The organism is Pseudoalteromonas sp. T1lg24 (genome assembly GCF_002964745.1).
GTDB classification, from domain to species: Bacteria; Pseudomonadota; Gammaproteobacteria; order Enterobacterales; family Alteromonadaceae; genus Pseudoalteromonas; species Pseudoalteromonas spongiae.
The window spans coordinates 222,073-240,124 of sequence record NZ_PQCB01000004.1; the positions used below are offsets into that span (position 1 = coordinate 222,073).

Below are 18,052 nucleotides of genomic sequence, written 5' to 3' on the forward strand. Positions count from 1 at the left end.
TTTATTTGCTTTATGGAGCAGCTAAGATTTTTACGTTGCTCAATATGCATATTTGAGAGTGAAACGGTTTTGAATTTTGGCTTGCTTTGGGTCAAGTATTAGCCAATTCAATATTACATTTTTTGTCTTGAGCGCGTATAATTGCGACACTTTTTTAAGGGGCCAACTATGTCTATATTTTTTCTTACTTTTGGATTACTCGTTATTATTGCACTAGCAATGGCTGTGGGTGTAATTGTACAAAAGAAATCAATGGCGAGTAGCTGTGGTGGCTTAGGTGCGATGGGCATAGATAAAGTATGTGACTGCGACGACCCATGTGAAGCACGTAAACAGCGTTTAGCAAAAGAACGTCGCTGGAATAAAGACCGCATCATTTAATCATTATAAAAAAGGCCATCAATTGATGGCCTTTTACTTATCTATATCTGTTAGCAATTCTGCTGCCTGTAACAGGTCGTAGGTATTGGCCTGGATCACTAAAGCCGAAGATTTTACTCATCTTAGTTGAAACCTTTTTATTGCCCTTCATTGCAGGCTCAAAACGCCACTCTTTAAGTGCGCGTGCAATGGAGCGCTTGAAGCGGCTATTTACATTACCCTTGTACTCTATATCTCTAACATGACCTTGTTCATCAACTGTAAACGTAACTGCAACATCCACATGATTTTGTCGTGATGATGGCATTCTTGGGTGTTCAGGAATAACCGAATGAATTAGCTTAGCACTAGTAAATTTTGGCTCTAATACCACTTTTGTTTTTTCGGGCTGTTTTTTTACTACTGGCGCAGTAGTTAACTCTTCCACATGTTCGGTTTTTGCAACCGATGGTGTTTTAACCGATGGGGTTGCGTTAGCCGCTAATTGATTGATTTTGCGCTTGCTAATTTGCTGAGTTTTTACTTTCGTCGATTCAACAGTGTTAGCTACCTGAGCTTTTTTAGCCTTCACTGACTTCGCTTTTTGCTCCGCTTGTTTACTTGCTATATTTTGTTGTTTAGCAGTCTCTTTTCCTTTAACGTCAGTAACGCTACTTTTGTTTGAGTCAGGCGTTTTTGCCCGCGAAATTGGCTTTGGTATTAGTTTAGGCTTTGGCTTTACGTCGCTCACTGTTTTTATAATCTGAGTATGAGTTTTCTCAGTTAATTTAGCTGTAGCAGTAGTCTTAATCGGCGATTTCTCTTGAGCGTTTTCTTCTACTTTAGCAATTGTTGTTTCAAGCGGTTTACCGGCTTGTTGTTCTTTGCTGGCTTTCTGTTTTTTATTGTTTTGCTGAGCAATAGTTTGTTGTGGCTTTTTATTTTCTGCAACCTTTGCGTCCAGCACCATAACGTGTTGTTGGTTAGCAGGTGGAACTGGCACCGGCTCGGTCTGTGTCATTGCAATAACTTTAGAGGCGGTGAATATGCTTGGAATAACGAATGCTGCAGCGAGTGCGGCGAGCCATTGGTTACCATAGCGTGGCGCACAGCTATGCTGACCTACAGCGCGATGAATACGTGATGATAAGTCACCACCTGTTGCTGCCATAGCAAGCTCAGGAATATTGTGTCTAAGCACTTCTGCTTCAGCTAATGCTCTGGCATACACTAACTGGTTACCACAGTGGTGGATTGCTAAATCATCACAGCAATACTCGCGTTCTTGCCGAATTTGTTTAGAAATCCACTTAACCGCTGGGTGGAAGAATAATACTAACTCAACAAATGTTTGTATTAGGTTGACTAAATAATCATAGCGTTTGATATGTGCAAGCTCGTGTGCCATTAGCATTTCTAGTTGGGCGATTGATAACCCGCTTGCCAAATTTGCTGGCAGCAACACCACGGGCTTTATCCAGCCAATTGCCATAGGCACGTGCGCTGTTAACGATATAACCAAACGAGCACGTTTAGTTACAAAAAGGCGCTCTTTAAGCTGGTTGAAAATTAACTCTAGCTTATCTGATGGCTGCACAATATTAGTTGTTGTAAGCCTGTGTACTTGCAGCATTTGTAAAGTAAGACGCATGCTTAACACTATAATGCCAGTCATCCACAGCACGGCAACTAGCGGCGTATAATCAGCTAACTGAATCTGATGCGCAGTGTTAGACATACCAGAAGGCACTATTGGTGATGCAATAACGTCGTTTGTTGTAAATGTGCTTACATTAATTATTTCGTCAGGTTGCGACAGAACATAAAAAGTAACGGTTGGCGCAATAACACAAAGCAGTAAACAGAATAATGAGAAAATATATCGGAATTGGCTGTGCTTATTGCTGGTAAGTTTATTTACACAGAAAAGTAGGCCCGCAATAACTAAGCCTTGCCATAAAAAATGTAATAGAGTGAGAGAGATAAAATAGAGAGTATTACTTTCTAATAATGAGGGCAGTATATCCATAACGTGTGCTTACTTATTATTTTTTTCGAGAGAATCTAACAGAGTACGAATTTCATTAATTTCTTTAGTACTGGCTTTTTCGTCGCCAAGTGCGCGCATCACCAAATCAAAACGTGACCCACCAAAAGCTTTGTTAACAATGTCTGACAGTAAAGATGATTGGGTGTGTTCCACAGAATATGCCGCGCTGTAGACATGCGCACGAGTTGACTCATCACGTGTAACAAGGCCTTTTTCGTGCATGATTTGTAGCATTTTAAGCACAGTGGTGTAGCCTATTTTTTGGCTTTCACTGATATGTTCATGCAAAGTGCGAACAGTGGCAGGCTGAATACGCCACAGCACATTAAGAATGTTGAGTTCTGCACTTGTTGGTACGCGTTTATTCTTATTCATAATTACGTCGCTTTTCGTAGATTGTTATTTACTCTACGAGATAGAGTTTATTTGTCAACCAATTAATCCTTGCATGTTTTGCTTGTAACGTCGGGATAAATTGAGATTGGCGCCGTCTTTTAAGGTAACAATATAGTCGCCGTTATCAGTAGGGCGGATTTCGCGTATGGCTTGTTTTTTTATGATCGCAGAGCGATGAATGCGAATAAAGCCAAATGGTGATAGCTGCTGTTCCATTGAAGATAATGTTTGGCGATGTAAAATCGTTCGCTCATCTTGGTTGAGGTGCAATTCAACGTAGTTTCCAGCGCCGCCAACCCAAGAAATTTCATCAGGTGTTAAAAATTTTATTCTACCAGCGTCTTTTAAAACGATTTGCTGGTCATCTAATTGGTTAGATGAAAATCGTTGTACCAGTGAGCTCATCAACTCAAATTGCTGTTTCTCAGGCGCGAGCATTCTGGCTAGCTTATCTAATGTTTTGCCTAAACGAGAATTGACCATAGGCTCTAAAATAAAATCAAACAAATCACATTCAAATGCCTTAGCTGCATCAACACGATTGCTTGATAATAATATGATTTCAGTTGAGTCTGCCAATGATTGAAGTGTAGGCCAATCATGTTCTTGAATAAGCTCATTTTGTACAAAAAGTACTTTGGCACGGGTTTTTTTACAGGCTGCTATTAATTTGGCAAAACAAGACTCAACATTTGTTAGCTTAAAAAGTGAGTTATCGATTTGTTGTGACAGAATGTCTGAGAATGTTGGGTCGTTGTGACCGACGACTAGATTGTATCTATCCATTTTATCCACCTAATTACGATGCCTTTCGTAATTAATATTACGAAACTTGTCGTAATAGTCAACGAATAAATGTAAGTGGATGTAAATAGATTGATTTAAAAGGGTTTTAAAGAAAAGGGCGAAACATTTCGCCCTTACACATATTAATTTTTTAACTGCTCAAGAGCGTGCTCGCCCCAGCCTGTTAGTTGATTATTTTTAAACACAAGCGGCGTACATTCGTCTTTTGTTGTTTTACCGTCAGAGTGAATAGAGTTTGTTGCGTAGTAAAGCACACGATATTCAGTGTCGCTTTGTTTTACTAGCTCAGAAAAATTTGGTGTACCAAGTTTATTGATTACGTGTTGATACTCTTTTCCAATTTCCATATTGGCAATCGCTTTGCGGTTTTTTTCATGGGTTCTTTCCCAGCTAGATGAATAGTCTGATTTGCCTTCGCCGCCTACCGCAACAACACAGCCTGTTAAAAGTGGCAATGTGAGGGCTGATGCTAAAACTAAGTATTTCATAGAAGATCCTTGAATGATATTTCAAATATTATAATTTTCTAGTTATTAGCAGAATTAGTGCCAAAAAATTAAATCAATATTTATCAATTGGTTATTGTTTTATGCGTTTCTGTTTTTGGTGATATTTACGAAATGTTAGTGACTTTGACTAGTTACCATCGTCGTATATTCGTTTCCTTTCAAGGTATTTAAATCGTCGCTTTCTGCGGATATCTATTGTACCTAAATGAACATTTACAAAACTTCAATATTCTACCTATGCTGTTATCTACATTCATTTTCTTATTAATAAAATGAATGCAGATAACGGCATCTTAAAACTTAACACGCCGCAAAATAAAAACTTGCTGAATCAAATAAGTTTGATACATAATAAACTGTATATATAAACAGTGCTTTGTGATTTTGAAAAAATTTATACATATTGATATGGATTGTTTTTATGCAGCAGTCGAAATGCGAGACAATCCAGAGTTGAGAGATAAGCCAATCGCAATTGGCGGTAAACACCGTCGTGGTGTGTTGGCAACGGCAAACTATATTGCGCGTCAATATGGTGTGCGCTCAGCAATGTCTAACTATAAAGCGTTGCAACTGTGTCCAGAATTACTGATTGTTCCCGGCAGAATGGCAGTATACAAAGAAGTGTCTAATCAAATTAGAGAGATTTTCGCCAAATACACAGATCTAATTGAACCGCTTTCTTTAGATGAAGCCTATTTAGATGTAACCGATTGCACACAGCACTCAGGCAGTGCAACACTTATCGCTAATGCGATTCGTGATGAGATTTTTGAAACAACAGGTTTAACGGCGTCGGCGGGAATCGCACCCATTAAATTTGTGGCGAAAATTGCCAGTGATGAAAACAAACCAAATGGCTATTGTTTGATCCCTCCTCATCGGGTGCAAGGGTTTTTAAAAGCGCTTAACCTTAAAAAAATTCCTGGTGTAGGTAAAGTAACCTTAGAGAAATTGAATGCATCAGGTTTGTTTGTTGGTGAAGATGTATTAAACCTCGGTTTAAATCAAATGCAGGTAAAGTTTGGCACTTGGGGTGCTGAGTTATTTAAAAAGTGTAATGGTGAGGTGATAGGCAAAATAAATACATCACGTATTCGAAAGTCACTTTCAGTTGAGCATACCTACGAATATGATAAAACATCGCTAGAACAATGCTTAGCAGAGCTGCCAAAATTAAAAGATGAGCTTGATATAAGGTTGCAAAGTAAAGGGCTATTAAACAAAGTATCTAAGCTTTCGGTAAAAGTTAAGTTTAACGATTTTGTTTCAACAACCGCGGATTACAGCTGCACGCATTTAGATGATGATATTTTTACGCGTTTAATCGAAAAAGCCTACTTACGAGGCGGAAATAAAGGCGTGAGATTACTCGGTTTAGGTGTTGGCTTGTCTGAAAATAGCTACGAACAAGAGCAGCTTGCAATGTTTGAATCTTGATTTTTATAAATTTGCCCTCATATTTAAGCCATCTTTTCTAAACTTACGCGACAACATTGCGCGTATTTATTCGTTCAGTAAGGTTCAAAAATGACTTCACCAAAGGCCCTGCAAGCGGCATCAATTTCAGATTTACCTCAATATGTTGATAGTTTAATTATTATCTCGCCAGACTTGGCATTACTCCCAAATGATTTTCGCGATAGCGTAATGGCTACCGCGCAATTCGATAAGCGCATAGGCCAAAAAGCATTATTGTTGGTGAATGACAATGCACCTGGAAAACGTTTAGTGATTGCACCAACAGGTCCTTTAGAGCGTGACTATGACGATGTGCGTCGTTATTTCGATGCGGCAAAACAAGGTGTACTAGAAGCAAAACAAGCGGGTGCAACAAACCCTGCAATTTTAGTGCTAGGCCAATTAGATGAGCGTTATCAGCAAGCAACAACCGTAGCGTATTTAGGTGCTTGCCAAGCATTATGGCAACCGCTAGAAGCACGTGAATTTCACGGTGCGGCAATTGAACCAATTCAATCTATTACTGTTATTGGCGAATTTGATAGCCACTATGCAAATGCTATTGCACAAGGTCAGTACGCTGCGCGCGACCTTTGCGGTACTGAACCCGAGCGTATGGCACCTCCTAAATTTGCAGAATACTGTGAAAGCTTATTTACCAACAGCGCAGTATCGGTAGAGGTGATTTCAGATACTCAATTTATTGATAAAAATTACCCAATGCTTAGCACTGTAGCCCGTGCATCATACGCGGTAGAGCGTCATCACCCGCGTGTTGTTAAGCTTGAATATGTGCCTGAAGGTGATATTGAACGTACGCTATTATTTGTTGGTAAAGGCCTTGTTTACGACACAGGTGGTGCAGACTTAAAAGTAGGTGGTGCAATGGCGGGCATGAGCCGTGATAAAGGTGGCGCTGCGTCCGTTGCTGGTTTTATGAAGAGTATTGCTGAGCATCAACCTGAAGGGGTTAAAGTAGTAGCCTACTTAGCAGTTGTTCGTAATTCAATCGGCTCTGACTGTTTTGTACCAGATGAAATTATCACTAGTCGTGAAGGCGTACGAGTACGTATTGGTAATACTGATGCGGAAGGGCGCTTGGCAATGGGCGATCTCTTAAGTGAAATTAAAGATGTCGCTAAGGGTGAAGTTAACCCTGTTGTATTTACCGTTGCAACATTAACAGGACACGCTGCACGAGCAATGGGGCCTTATACTGCGCTTGTTGAAAATGGTGCATCAAGAGCGCTTAACTTATCGCACAATATCGCAACGCAAGGTGATTTATGGGCTGATGGCTCTGAAGTATCACGCGAACGCCGCGAAGACTATAGCTTTATCGCACCTAAAACGTTAGCGGACGATGTATTGTCGAGTAACAATGCGCCATCAGCAATTACCGCCCGTGGTCACCAGTTCCCAATGGCATTTTTGGCTGTGGCATCAGGCCTTGATAAGCACGGCGCAAACTCAGAACTGCCAATTCCTTACATTCATGTGGATATTGCTGGTAGTGGCGTTGAGGGCGGCGACTGGCAACACGGCAAACCAACTGCAGCATCACTTGCAAGTATTTACGCGACATTTTGTAAATAATCTTAGATGTAAAGTTACTGTTTGTCAGAGCCTGAGGTTAACCTATCTCAACTCGTGGTAAGCGTTAGCAATTGCACTTAGCGATAAAAAGGCCGAACACTTGTTCGGCCTTTTTCGTTGTCTAGTATTATTCCAATTTAAAGCGATTCACTACGGCATTCATTTGTTCACTGCTGGCTATTAGCTCATTACTTGCGCTATTTAATTGATGGGTGTTATTTAGTGACTCATCTGCCATGCCCGCTAATTCATTGATGCGCATATTTGCTTCGCTAGCTGCTTGGCTTTGCTCATCTGTTGCACGGGCAATTTGGCTATTCATTTCAGAAATCACATTCATTAACTCATCTATTTGATTGAGCACTTCATCGGCTTGACTGGCCTGAGTAACCGTATCGCGAGAGGTTGACTGCGACGCACTTACCGCAGACACCGCTTCTTGTGCGCCTTGCTGTAACTTTTGGATCATTTGTTGAATTTCTTCTGTGCTCTGCCCTGTGCGACTAGCAAGAGTTCTTACTTCATCTGCAACTACTGCAAAACCACGCCCTTGCTCACCTGCACGTGCGGCTTCAATAGCTGCATTTAATGCAAGTAAATTGGTTTGTTCTGCAATGCCTCTAATTACATCCAGTACAGCGCCAATATTGTCACTTTCTGCTGCAAGTGACGCAACGACGTCACTTACATGGTCAATGTTATTCGATAGCGATTCTATTTGACTGATAGTTTTAGTGACGACCTCTTTACCTGCTTGAGTGTTTTCTCTAGCTTGATTTGCCGCTTGCTCTGCGGCATTTGCGTTATCACTTACTTCTCTTATCTGTGCGGTCATTTGCTCCATTGCTGTTGCCACTTGCGTGGTATTATCAGACTGCATTTGAATATATTCTTGGCTGTTATCACTGGTTTTTGACACTGTGTTTGCTTGCAACAGAACTTGCTCTGAGGCACTTGCGACTTGTTTTAATGAATCGCGTATTTTGTCTGAGTATTGATTGAAGTAGCCAGAGAGTCGCGCAATTTCATCATTGCCATCAGTCGTGAGTTTTCGCGTTAAGTCGCCTTCACCCTGCGCAACATCTTTCATTAATTTAGTTGCTTCGATAGTAGGAGTAATAATACTTTTACCAATCAAATATGCCGCTGCGCCGACAACTAAAATAATTAAAAGCGCTTCGATTAATAACGCAGTTGCCTGCTGCATAAATAATTTATTGAGATTGTCTAGGTAAATGCCAGAACCGATAATCCAGCCCCATGGCTTAAAACCTTTTACATACGAGATTTTATCAACCGGTTCATCAGCTCCCGGCATAGGCCACTGATATGGCACAAAGCCTTCCCCTTGTTGTCTGACGATATTGGCCATATCGACAAATAATCTCACGCCATTAGGATCTTTCACGTTACTGAGTGATTTGCCATTAAGCTCAGGTTTGATCGGGTGCATGATCATGTTTGGCGTTGTGTCATTGATCCAATAGTAGTTATTGCCTTCATATCGTAATTTACTAATGGTTGCCTTGGCTGCGTCTTTTGCTTGTTGTTCGCTTAGTTCACCACTAATTTGTTTTGTGTGGTAGGCGGCGATTACGCTGTGTGCGGTTTCAACAATGCTTTTAGTTTTTTGGTAGGACTCGTTTTTAAGTAAATCGTATTGAGAATTTAATGTAGCGGCACTGAGTAAGGCAAGGCCGAGTACGATTAAGCCGACTAATATGGCCAATCTTTGTTGGATGCTTATGCGGCGAAGTGTTGTCATAATGCCACCTTTCGGGTACGTTGAATGTTTTAATATTAGACTATAAATTTCGAAATATATTTTGACCTAAGACATTATTTTTATAAAAGAAATAGAAAAAGCGGGCAAGCCCGCTTTTCGTTTATAAGACTAATTGTGTAGCTGTTACTGTTTGAAGTGACGGTTAAAAAAGTCGGTGATCGTTTGATGTAGGTGAGTTTGTACTTTCTTACCTCGCAAGCTGTGCTTTGAGCCAGGGTAAGTCATCATTTCAAACTGCTGTGCGTTGTCTTGCAGCTGTTTAAATAACTTAGTTGCGTGAGTAAACAGTACGTTGTCATCTGCCATGCCGTGATAGATCATCAGTGGGCCTGAGAGTCCTTCAGCATACGGGAAAACTGCACTTTGTTCATAACCTTTAGCATTGGTTTGTGGGTGACCTAAATAACGCTCTGTGTAGTGAGTATCGTAAAGCGCCCAATCGGTTACCGGTGCACCTGATACGCCAGCTTTAAAGTAGTCGCCCGCTTTAAACATTGTCATTAACGCCATGTAACCGCCGTAACTGTGGCCATAAATACCAATACGTTCAGGGTCAACAAAATCTAAAGTACGTAAGAACTCGACACCTTTGATCTGATCTTGTACTTCAATTTCACCTAGGTGTTTGTAGATTGGATCTTCAAACTTTTTACCTCGGTTGTATGAACCACGGTTATCCAATTGGAACACAATGTAACCTTGCTGCACCATGTATTGGAAGTAGAGGTTTTTGCTGCGCCAACTATTAGTAACACGCTGCGCATGTGGACCACCATAAACGTTAACCATTACAGGGTATTTTTTACCAGCCTCAAGCGCTTTCGGTTTAAACAAACGGTAATGCATTTGTTGGCCGTCATCAGCTTTTAATGTACCGTATTCTGGTTCAACTAGGTCGTTTAAATACGGTGTAAGAGGGTGGTTGTTATCAAGGCGATTCGGTTCTAACCAAGTAATAAAATTACCTAGGTTGTCACGCAGCGATACTTGTGCCGGTTGGTTTACACTTGAGCTACGGTCAATAAAGGTTTTGTTATCTTTCGCCATAACGACCGAGTGGAATTTACCTGTGTCGGTTAAACGGCGAGGTTTTGATTTTTCAAATAGCTTTGCCGAGTAAAGATGGCTCTCAAGTGGTGTGTCAGCACGGCCTGAAAAGTAAATAAGGCCATTTTTTTCGTCAATGCTCTTAATGCTTTCAACAATCCAATCACCTTGAGTGATTTGACGCACTAAGGTGCCATCTACTTTATAAAGATATAGGTGTTTAAAACCATCGCGCTCAGATGCCCAAATAAAATGCTTTTTATCGTTTAAAAAACGTAAATCAAAATGCAAGTTAATCCAAGTATCGCTGGTTTCAGTCAGTGCAACTTTTTGTTTTTTGCTTTCACTGTTATAAAAACGTAACTCTAAACGTTGTTGAGAGCGGTTTTGCCATTGGTATGAGAGTGTCTTGTCGTCGTTTAACCATTTAGCGCGTGCAAGATAGATATCTTTATCTTTGCCCATATCAACCCAGTCAATCTGCTGCGAGTTAAGGCTAACTACACCCAGTTGAATATCAACATTATTGGTGCCAGTGAATGGGTAGCGCTGATTAAATAGTTTTACTTCGTCAGCGTAAATTTCGTTGCGAATAGCTTCAGCAACAGGTGACTCATCAATACGGGTGAACGCGATTTTCGCTTCATCGCCGCTCCACCAATAACCTGTCATTCGGCTCATTTCTTCTTGTGCAACAAACTCGGCCATACCATTTTTAATGGTATCTGCGCCGTCGGTTGTTAGCTGAACTTCTTTACCAGTTGTGAGGTTTTGTACATATAAATTCTGTGCACGAATATAAGATACAAAATTGCCTTTTGGTGAAATTTTTGCGTCGGTTTCGAACTCGGGTGTATCGGTAAGTTTGCGTGATTGCTGTTTAGCTAAATCGTAATAATAAATATCACCATTTAGTGGGAATAAAAGTGCTTTGCCGTCTTTAGACCAAATGTACTCCATAATGCCTTTACCAAATACGCGCATACGTTCACGACGCGCTTTTTCTTCATCTGATAAAGTTTCTGGACCTGAAAAAATACTGTTTGAATCAACTAATACTCGATTGGTTTTATCTTTTAGGTTGTATTCCCATAAGTCGTAACGGTTGTAGTCTTCTTTTTTGCCTTGCAAGTAGGTTACTCGGCTACCATCAGGTGAAAATTTTAACTTTACCGGTGCTTTTCCTGCCAAACTTGGATCAGAAAAAATGCGCTCAAGAGACAGTGGCTGAGCCAGTGCACTCGTGCTGATTAAGCTTGCACTTGCCAAAGCAATCAATCTTTTATTCATTATTTACTCTTAGTTGCTGTTATGTGTGATAACCAGATGGTATGAAGATATAGAATTAATGGCAACAAATTGCTATAAACGACGTAAACAAATTATAAGGTAATGTGATGTTTGAATTAGCAAAAGAGCTAAAACGCGATTGTTTAGAGATCGCCGATTGGTCACTTTGTAAAGTGCTATTAATGAATGATAGCCAATATCCTTGGTTTATTTTGGTACCTAAAGTAGAAGGTGCGCGAGATATTATTGATTTAACAGAGCAGCAGCAGAATCAATTACAACTTGAGTCACGTCAATTACAGCACTTAATTCGTGAGGTATTCTCGCCTTATAAATTAAATGTGGCAGCGCTAGGTAATGTAGTAGAGCAATTACATATTCATCACATTGCGCGTTACCAAAACGATATTGCATGGCCACAACCTGTATGGGGAGCTTTCCCAGTGAAACCATATAGTAACGAACAATTACTACAATTAATTGAGCAATTTAACTTAACTGAATAAATTGTTTAGCGCAGCAAAATTTATAGGCTAAGCTTAGAGCGTGTTGACCTTTTCTGTCTTTTTCTGCAGCAGTTTGTTTGGCATTTAGACGAGGCAGAGCGATTGTGGTGTAGTTATTTTACATAAATGAGTGATAACACAGTATAAATGCCAAACAAGCGCTGCCAGTAGGGTTCAACCCAAACCGTTGTGCTCTTTGTTGTCGCTTTTTGACTTAGCCCACTAGGTCTACAAAGCGACGCCGCAATCAAAACGGTTTGGATTTGAACAGAATTTAGACCGTAAAGATCAACACGCTCTTAAAGCGCTTTGAAATATAACATAAAACTACTTAAATATGCTGGTAAAGACCTGTTGGTTAATCGGTGCAACGAGTTCGCTCGAGCAAACAGAAAACTATAAAAAGGACGATCTTTATATGTCGACAGAAAACGCATTACTTACCATTTTGGTTGAAAAAATTAACAATGATACCCTGGTATTACCAACCCTTCCGGAAGTTGCAGTAAAGGTAAGAGAAGCTGCTGACAACCCTGAGATTAATTTAATGGATATGGGTGATGTTATTGCTCATGATCCGGCACTTTCTGCGCGTATGATTAAGGTGGCTAATAGTGCATTTTTAGGACGTGCCGTTAAAGTATCGACACTTAATCAAGCGGTAACACGAATTGGTTTAAGGCAAATTAAAAACATTGCTACAGCAATGGCAATGGAACAACTGTTTGTTTCAAAAAACAAAGTGGTAAAAGAGTATTTATCTAAAAGTTGGCAAAAAACAGTTGATGTTGCATCGTCGGCAATTACGCTGTTAAGCCTGCATTTAAAGAATAACAAGCACAGCTCGCTTAACATCGACACCATTACCTTGGCATCGCTAGTTTATAATATTGGTATTTTACCAATTTTAACCGAAGCAGAGCGCCACCAAGATGTATTTGCTAACCCACAGTTTTTAGCGCAAGCGATTCAAAAACTCGGTGGTCGTATCGGTGGTCATATTATGCGTGCGTGGGATTTTACTGACGAGTTTGTGGAAGTGGCAGAACTTTGGGCAAACCCAGAATATAAGCCTGAAAACCCATGTTATGTTGATTTTATTCGCATGGCGGCGATTAGTGAAGGTCTGCTTAATGTTGCAGACAAAGAAAAGTCGTTGCAAGCCTACGTAGATAAAGGTGTGCTTAGTGATGTAGGTGTTTTAGAGGGTGATGAATACTCAGAACTACTCAATGATGTAAAATCAATGTTTGCCTAACAACTAACAACATCACATAGCATTTTATGTGATGTTGCTATTCCGCCGTAGTTTGATTCGCGAGTTGCATCGGCTTATCACCGATTAACTCTGACACAGGCACCAGTTCAATACCTTGTTCTTTTAATGCAGTAATCGCATTGGGTAGGAATTTAATGGTTTCAGGGTAGGGGTGAGCAATTGCGATACCGCTTCCTGACTTTTTAGCAATATGAATTAATTGCTTTAAGCGAAACATCATCTGTTTCTCATTCGGAATATTATCTAAAAATACCTGACGCGATGCATTAGCAACGCCAAACAGCTTAGCCATATTCTGCGCTTGACTGTCTTTGGTGGTTTTACTATCAATAAAAAACAGTGAGCGATCACGCAGGATCTCCATGGTCCACGCCATAGGCACTACCTTTTGTGTTAAAAACGAGCCCATATGATTATTGATGCCGATAACATCAGGGTAATCATTCAATGCTTCAACCAATTGGGTTTGTAATGCCTGTTTGTCCATATCTGACGTTAATGCGCCAGGTCCTAGTGCTTTACCACTAATTGCTTCCATTGGCACATGCAGAATTACATCGCGCGATAATTGCGATGCTCTGGTTGAAAAAGGCTTAGCGTAAGGGGTATAAGGCAAAATTGCGTATGACAATTCACCCGAGATATCTAATGCCGTTAAGTCGTTAGCGTGGTTACCAATATCATCAATTAAAATCGCCACACGAGCGGCAAAACAATTGCTGCTGAAAAGGGTTGCTGCTAGTAGAAACAAACAAGTAATTGAACGCACAGGTATTCTTATTATTCTTTTTAATTATTATACCAATTCACCTAAGTGGCTAAATATCTTAGCGGATATCTTCGAAACTCAGCCGCTTAACAAAAGGGTATTTAGTCAAGGCTCATCCTGAGCCTTTCTCGAAACTCTGCTAATAATGACCTATTTTTCTAGTAATTGCCACGCTTTTTCAAGTTGTAGATCATGGACTTTGGCATTAATGAATGTCTCTGTTTGTGGCTGTGTAAAATCGCCATTATGGGCAAAGTTATGCTGTAAAACAGGGTAGTCAGGTAGTATGCCAGAACCTTCGATTGAACGACCACTAGGGGTGTAATATTTAGCTGTCGTAAGCTTTAAAGCAGTTTGTCCATCGCCTAGTGGAATAAGTGATTGCACAGAGCCTTTGCCATATGAACGTGTGCCAACTAATTGTGCACGTTGATTATCTTGCAGCGCACCGGCAAGAATTTCTGCAGCAGATGCAGACCCTTCGTTAATTAACACAATAATCGGCGCGCCGCCTAGTACGTCCCCCTCTTGTGCATAATATTCTTGATTTGCTTCAGCAAAGCGCCCTTTGGTGCTCACTATGACGCCGCTTTCTAAAAATAAATCAGAGACTTCAATTGCACTATCAAGAATGCCACCAGGGTTGTCACGTAAATCGATAATTAGTCCGTTAATTTCACCGGCGACAATTTGCGAAAGATGGGCAAGCTCTTTGGCAACATCATACAAAGTATGATTGTTGAAATTGATAATGCGTAAGTAGGCGATACCTTGGCTGTTAATATTACCTTTTACGCTTTTGAGGTCGATTTTTTTACGCTCCACCTCGAAAAGTAATGGTTGTTCATGGCCATTTCGTGCAATGGTGAGTTTAACGTGTGGTTTTTGCTGCTGATTAATTAATTGAGAGACTTGCTTGATTGGTTGGTTGATAACTGAAACATCGTTTACTTTCAGTAGAATATCACCTTTTGTTAAGCCCGCTGTTTGAGCTGGTGAGTTTTCAATCGCAGCAACAATTACAATGTGCTTCTCACGCTGCTCTACCTCTATACCTAATCCGGTGTAGCGGCCATTTGCAACATTAAACAAGGCTTCAAGTTCAGTTTGGTCAAGAAACTCAGAATGGGGATCGAGTTGTTTGAAAATGGACTCGATAGCATGTTGGTTAAGTTTGTTTGCGTCGATATCATCAACGTAAAAATGCTCGATATTGGCGAGCACTTCAGCCATCGAAATATGAGATGTAGTCTTCGCGTCAGCTGATACAGCCGACACCCAGATTAAACATGCTAAAGCACAGATTTTTAAACTATTAAGAAAAAAAGTCATTGGCTCACTCCTCAAATGAGGTGTAGCCAATTATGAATCCTAAATTCGTCTACACCATTTAATAGGGTTTACCGCTCTTCCCTTATGCCGTATTTCAAAGTATAGACTAGGATTTGATTGTCCACCGCTTTGTCCCACTAAAGCAATTTGTTCTCCGGCTCTTACTTTATCGCCAACTTCCTTCAAAAGCGCTTGGCTGTGGCCGTACAGGCTCATAAACCCTTTACCATGATCAATTACAATTACCCAGCCGAATCCTTTTAACCAATCGGCAAATAATACTTGTCCGTCGGCAATTGTTTTTACCGGCGCACCTTCTTTACCGTTCATTAAAACGCCTTTCCAGCGCAGGCTACCGTGTTTTTTCTGACCGAACCTGTGGGCTAACTTTCCGTGTGACGGCCAATCGAGTTTGCCTTTTTGTTTTTGTAGGCCAACTAGCTTAACTTCGCTTTCGATGAGTTCTTGATTAAGTTGTTCAAGGGTTTGCTTTAATACTTGTTCGTTTTGTTTTAAATACACAAGTTGAGATTGGGTTTTTTGTAAGGTGTTTTTCAGCGATTGGTAATTCGCTTTTTGCTCTTTTTTAGCAACCACTAGTTTTTCTTGCTGCTGCTGTTGCGTAGTTAGCAGCTCTTCAAGTTGGGTTTGATTTTGTGCCAGTAATTGTCGGCTATTTTCTAATTCAATTAGTGTTGTTTTTAATTTTTCGAGTTCTTTTATGCGCGCGTTATTTAAATATTGATAGTAATTTAATGTGCGCTCAACATTCTGCACCTGATCTTGGCTTAAGAGCAACTTGCCATAATCATGGTTGCCGGTCATAAAAGCACTGCGCAGTTGCGCGGCAAGTGCTGACTGCTGATTTTTCTTGTCGATTTCGAGCGATTTTATTTTATCTTTAAGCGTTGCCTGTTCCGTTAGATTTAACTCAACATCAAACTTTAGCTGTTTTAGTTTTTTAGAGCTTTCGGCAATGGCGAGATCGGCTTTTTTAAGGTCTTTTTCAGTTTTATCTAGCAGTGCTTGCTGCTCTTTAAAGGTTTTATTAGTGTTCTTAAGTTGTTCTTGAACTTGGTTAAGATCATCTTTAGTACGTTCGGTATTAGCTTGCGAAGCGCAAGCTAATACCAATAAAACAACAAATAAATAACAGCGACGCATGGCTTAGTTTAACTTCATAATTGTTTCGCCAGTCATTTCGCTTGGTTGCTCCATGCCCATCAAGTGAAGCATTGTAGGTGCTACATCGCTTAACTTTTTACCCTGTAACGGTGTTGCATTGCGGCCAACATAAATAAATGGCACTGGCTCACTGGTGTGTGCCGTGTGTGCTTGCCCCGTTGTTGGGTTAACCATTTGCTCGGCGTTACCGTGGTCGGCTGTAATAAGTGCTTCTGCTCCCGTTTTTTCTAACGCTTCGACAACACGACCGATGCAGCTATCAACCGCTTCGCACGCTTTTACCGCGGCATCAAATACCCCAGAGTGGCCAACCATATCGCCGTTCGGGTAGTTACAAATAATTGCATCGTATTTACCGGATTCAATGGCTTCAACTAATTTGTCGGTTAGCATTGCTGAATTCATTTCTGGTTGAAGGTCGTAAGTTGCTACTTGCGGTGATGGAATAAGTACGCGCTCTTCGCCTTCAAACTCGGCTTCACGGCCGCCACTAAAGAAGAAAGTTACGTGCGCATATTTTTCTGTTTCAGAAATACGAAGTTGGGTTTTGTTGTGTTTTTCTAACCATTCACCAAACACGTTTGCTAGTTTCTCTGGTGGGAAAGCCACGGTCGTTTTGATGTCTGCTGCGTACTCAGTCAACATCACAAAATCAGCAAGTTGTGGTGATTTTTGTTTAGTAAACCCAGTGAAATCAGCATCCACAAATGCACGTGTCATTTGACGCGCGCGGTCAGCACGGAAGTTCATAAATAACACAGCATCGCCATCATTAATGGTAGCGGGGCTGTCGTTATCAAGAATTGCGGATGCTGAAATAAATTCATCATTTTCGTCTCGTGAATAGGCTGCATTTAGCGCCTCTAACGGGCAAGTATAAGTATGTTCTGCAGTGCCTAATGTCATTAGGTTATATGCGCTCTCTACACGTTCCCAGCGGTTATCGCGGTCCATTGCAAAGTAACGGCCAACTAAGCTTGCAATGCGGCCTACACCGAGCTCTTCGCACTTTTGTAAAACATCTTTAATCGGTTGCTCTGCGCTTCTTGGTGCGGTATCACGACCATCTAAAAAGCCGTGTACATAGATTTTCTTCGCGCCACGTTTTGCAGCTACTTCAATGGCAGCGATAATATGTTCATGGTGAGAGTGTACGCCACCTGGACTTAAAAGACCCATTAAGTGAACGGCTTTATCGTTAGCAACTGCTTTATCAATTGCGTTTACAATTGCTGGGTTTTCAGCAAATTCACCGTCATCAATCGCTTTGGTAATGCGTGTGAAATCTTGGTATACGATGCGGCCAGCGCCTAAATTAACGTGACCTACTTCAGAGTTGCCCATTTGGCCATGAGGTAAGCCAACATCTAAACCTGAGCCTGAAATAAGGGTACTTGGGTATTCTTGCCACAAACGGTCCATAACCGGTGTGTTAGCCGCTAAAATAGCATTGCTTTCTGTTTTTTCACTGTATCCCCAACCATCTAAGATAATCAGTACCAAAGGTTTTTTCTGTAACGACATTCTCATTCCTCATCCAAATAGAATTGCGCGTATCAGCACGGCGCACAAAATAGCGCGACATTTATACCATTTTTTAACCACAGATTCAGCAGTTAAGGTATTCACATTTAAAATTTTCAATTGAAACTCTAGCAGAGCTAGAATTTATTCATATC

15 protein-coding genes are annotated in these 18,052 nt (G+C 40.7%); 5 read left to right on the forward strand and 10 right to left on the reverse strand.

The window, feature by feature from the left end:
- Positions 1 to 168: 168 nt before the first annotated feature.
- A complete protein-coding gene (gene nqrM, locus C2M30_RS02320; protein WP_010561776.1) occupies positions 169 to 381 on the forward strand; it encodes a (Na+)-NQR maturation NqrM in 213 nt (70 codons plus the stop codon).
- A gap of 37 nt (positions 382 to 418) precedes the next feature.
- Here nqrM and C2M30_RS02325 read toward each other — a convergent pair whose 3' ends face one another.
- From C2M30_RS02325 to C2M30_RS02340, 4 genes are all read right to left on the reverse strand, one after another.
- Positions 419 to 2,389: a M56 family metallopeptidase gene (locus tag C2M30_RS02325; protein ID WP_105170531.1), complete on the reverse strand. Its 1,971-nt coding sequence runs from the start codon at positions 2,387 to 2,389 to the stop codon at positions 419 to 421.
- Between the two features lie 9 nt (positions 2,390 to 2,398).
- Entirely contained in the window at positions 2,399 to 2,785 is a 387-nt protein-coding gene (locus tag C2M30_RS02330) for a BlaI/MecI/CopY family transcriptional regulator (protein ID WP_054981173.1), read from the reverse strand.
- A 54-nt stretch (positions 2,786 to 2,839) separates the two neighbouring features.
- On the reverse strand, positions 2,840 to 3,592 hold the full coding sequence (locus C2M30_RS02335) for a LytR/AlgR family response regulator transcription factor (protein WP_105170532.1): 753 nt from the start codon (positions 3,590 to 3,592) through the stop codon (positions 2,840 to 2,842).
- Between the two features lie 143 nt (positions 3,593 to 3,735).
- Entirely contained in the window at positions 3,736 to 4,101 is a 366-nt protein-coding gene (locus C2M30_RS02340) for a DUF3192 domain-containing protein (protein WP_100913916.1), read from the reverse strand.
- A 405-nt stretch (positions 4,102 to 4,506) separates the two neighbouring features.
- Between C2M30_RS02340 and dinB the strand changes: the two genes are divergently transcribed.
- Both dinB and C2M30_RS02350 read left to right on the forward strand, forming a co-directional pair.
- Positions 4,507 to 5,562: a DNA polymerase IV gene (dinB, locus tag C2M30_RS02345; protein ID WP_105170608.1), complete on the forward strand. Its 1,056-nt coding sequence runs from the start codon at positions 4,507 to 4,509 to the stop codon at positions 5,560 to 5,562.
- Positions 5,563 to 5,652: 90 nt separating this feature from the next.
- Positions 5,653 to 7,179, forward strand: a complete 1,527-nt coding sequence (locus C2M30_RS02350) for a M17 family metallopeptidase (protein WP_105170533.1) — start codon at positions 5,653 to 5,655, stop codon at positions 7,177 to 7,179.
- A 127-nt stretch (positions 7,180 to 7,306) separates the two neighbouring features.
- On the opposite strand, the gene C2M30_RS02355 is transcribed toward C2M30_RS02350, so the two are convergent.
- Both C2M30_RS02355 and C2M30_RS02360 read right to left on the reverse strand, forming a co-directional pair.
- Positions 7,307 to 8,944 carry a methyl-accepting chemotaxis protein gene (locus tag C2M30_RS02355; RefSeq protein ID WP_105170534.1) on the reverse strand — a complete coding sequence of 546 codons (1,638 nt, stop codon included), beginning with the start codon at positions 8,942 to 8,944 and terminating at the stop codon, positions 7,307 to 7,309.
- Between the two features lie 144 nt (positions 8,945 to 9,088).
- Positions 9,089 to 11,302 carry a S9 family peptidase gene (locus C2M30_RS02360; RefSeq protein WP_105170535.1) on the reverse strand — a complete coding sequence of 738 codons (2,214 nt, stop codon included), beginning with the start codon at positions 11,300 to 11,302 and terminating at the stop codon, positions 9,089 to 9,091.
- A 107-nt stretch (positions 11,303 to 11,409) separates the two neighbouring features.
- Here C2M30_RS02360 and C2M30_RS02365 point away from each other — a divergent pair, with 107 nt between their 5' ends.
- Positions 11,410 to 11,808, forward strand: a complete 399-nt coding sequence (locus tag C2M30_RS02365) for an HIT domain-containing protein (RefSeq protein WP_199775866.1) — start codon at positions 11,410 to 11,412, stop codon at positions 11,806 to 11,808.
- A 418-nt stretch (positions 11,809 to 12,226) separates the two neighbouring features.
- Positions 12,227 to 13,066, forward strand: a complete 840-nt coding sequence (locus tag C2M30_RS02370; RefSeq protein WP_105170609.1) for an HDOD domain-containing protein — start codon at positions 12,227 to 12,229, stop codon at positions 13,064 to 13,066.
- A gap of 37 nt (positions 13,067 to 13,103) precedes the next feature.
- On the opposite strand, the gene C2M30_RS02375 is transcribed toward C2M30_RS02370, so the two are convergent.
- The 4 genes from C2M30_RS02375 to gpmM all read right to left on the reverse strand — a co-directional run bounded on the left by C2M30_RS02375 (position 13,104) and on the right by gpmM (position 17,897).
- Positions 13,104 to 13,856: a divergent polysaccharide deacetylase family protein gene (locus tag C2M30_RS02375; protein WP_105170537.1), complete on the reverse strand. Its 753-nt coding sequence runs from the start codon at positions 13,854 to 13,856 to the stop codon at positions 13,104 to 13,106.
- A 150-nt stretch (positions 13,857 to 14,006) separates the two neighbouring features.
- Positions 14,007 to 15,188: a S41 family peptidase gene (locus C2M30_RS02380; RefSeq protein ID WP_105170538.1), complete on the reverse strand. Its 1,182-nt coding sequence runs from the start codon at positions 15,186 to 15,188 to the stop codon at positions 14,007 to 14,009.
- A 39-nt stretch (positions 15,189 to 15,227) separates the two neighbouring features.
- Positions 15,228 to 16,352 (reverse strand): murein hydrolase activator EnvC family protein, encoded by a 1,125-nt coding sequence (locus C2M30_RS02385; RefSeq protein WP_105170539.1) that lies wholly within the window; start codon positions 16,350 to 16,352, stop codon positions 15,228 to 15,230.
- 3 nt (positions 16,353 to 16,355) lie between these two features.
- Positions 16,356 to 17,897: a 2,3-bisphosphoglycerate-independent phosphoglycerate mutase gene (gene gpmM, locus C2M30_RS02390; protein ID WP_105170540.1), complete on the reverse strand. Its 1,542-nt coding sequence runs from the start codon at positions 17,895 to 17,897 to the stop codon at positions 16,356 to 16,358.
- Between the last annotated feature and the right edge of the window lie 155 nt (positions 17,898 to 18,052).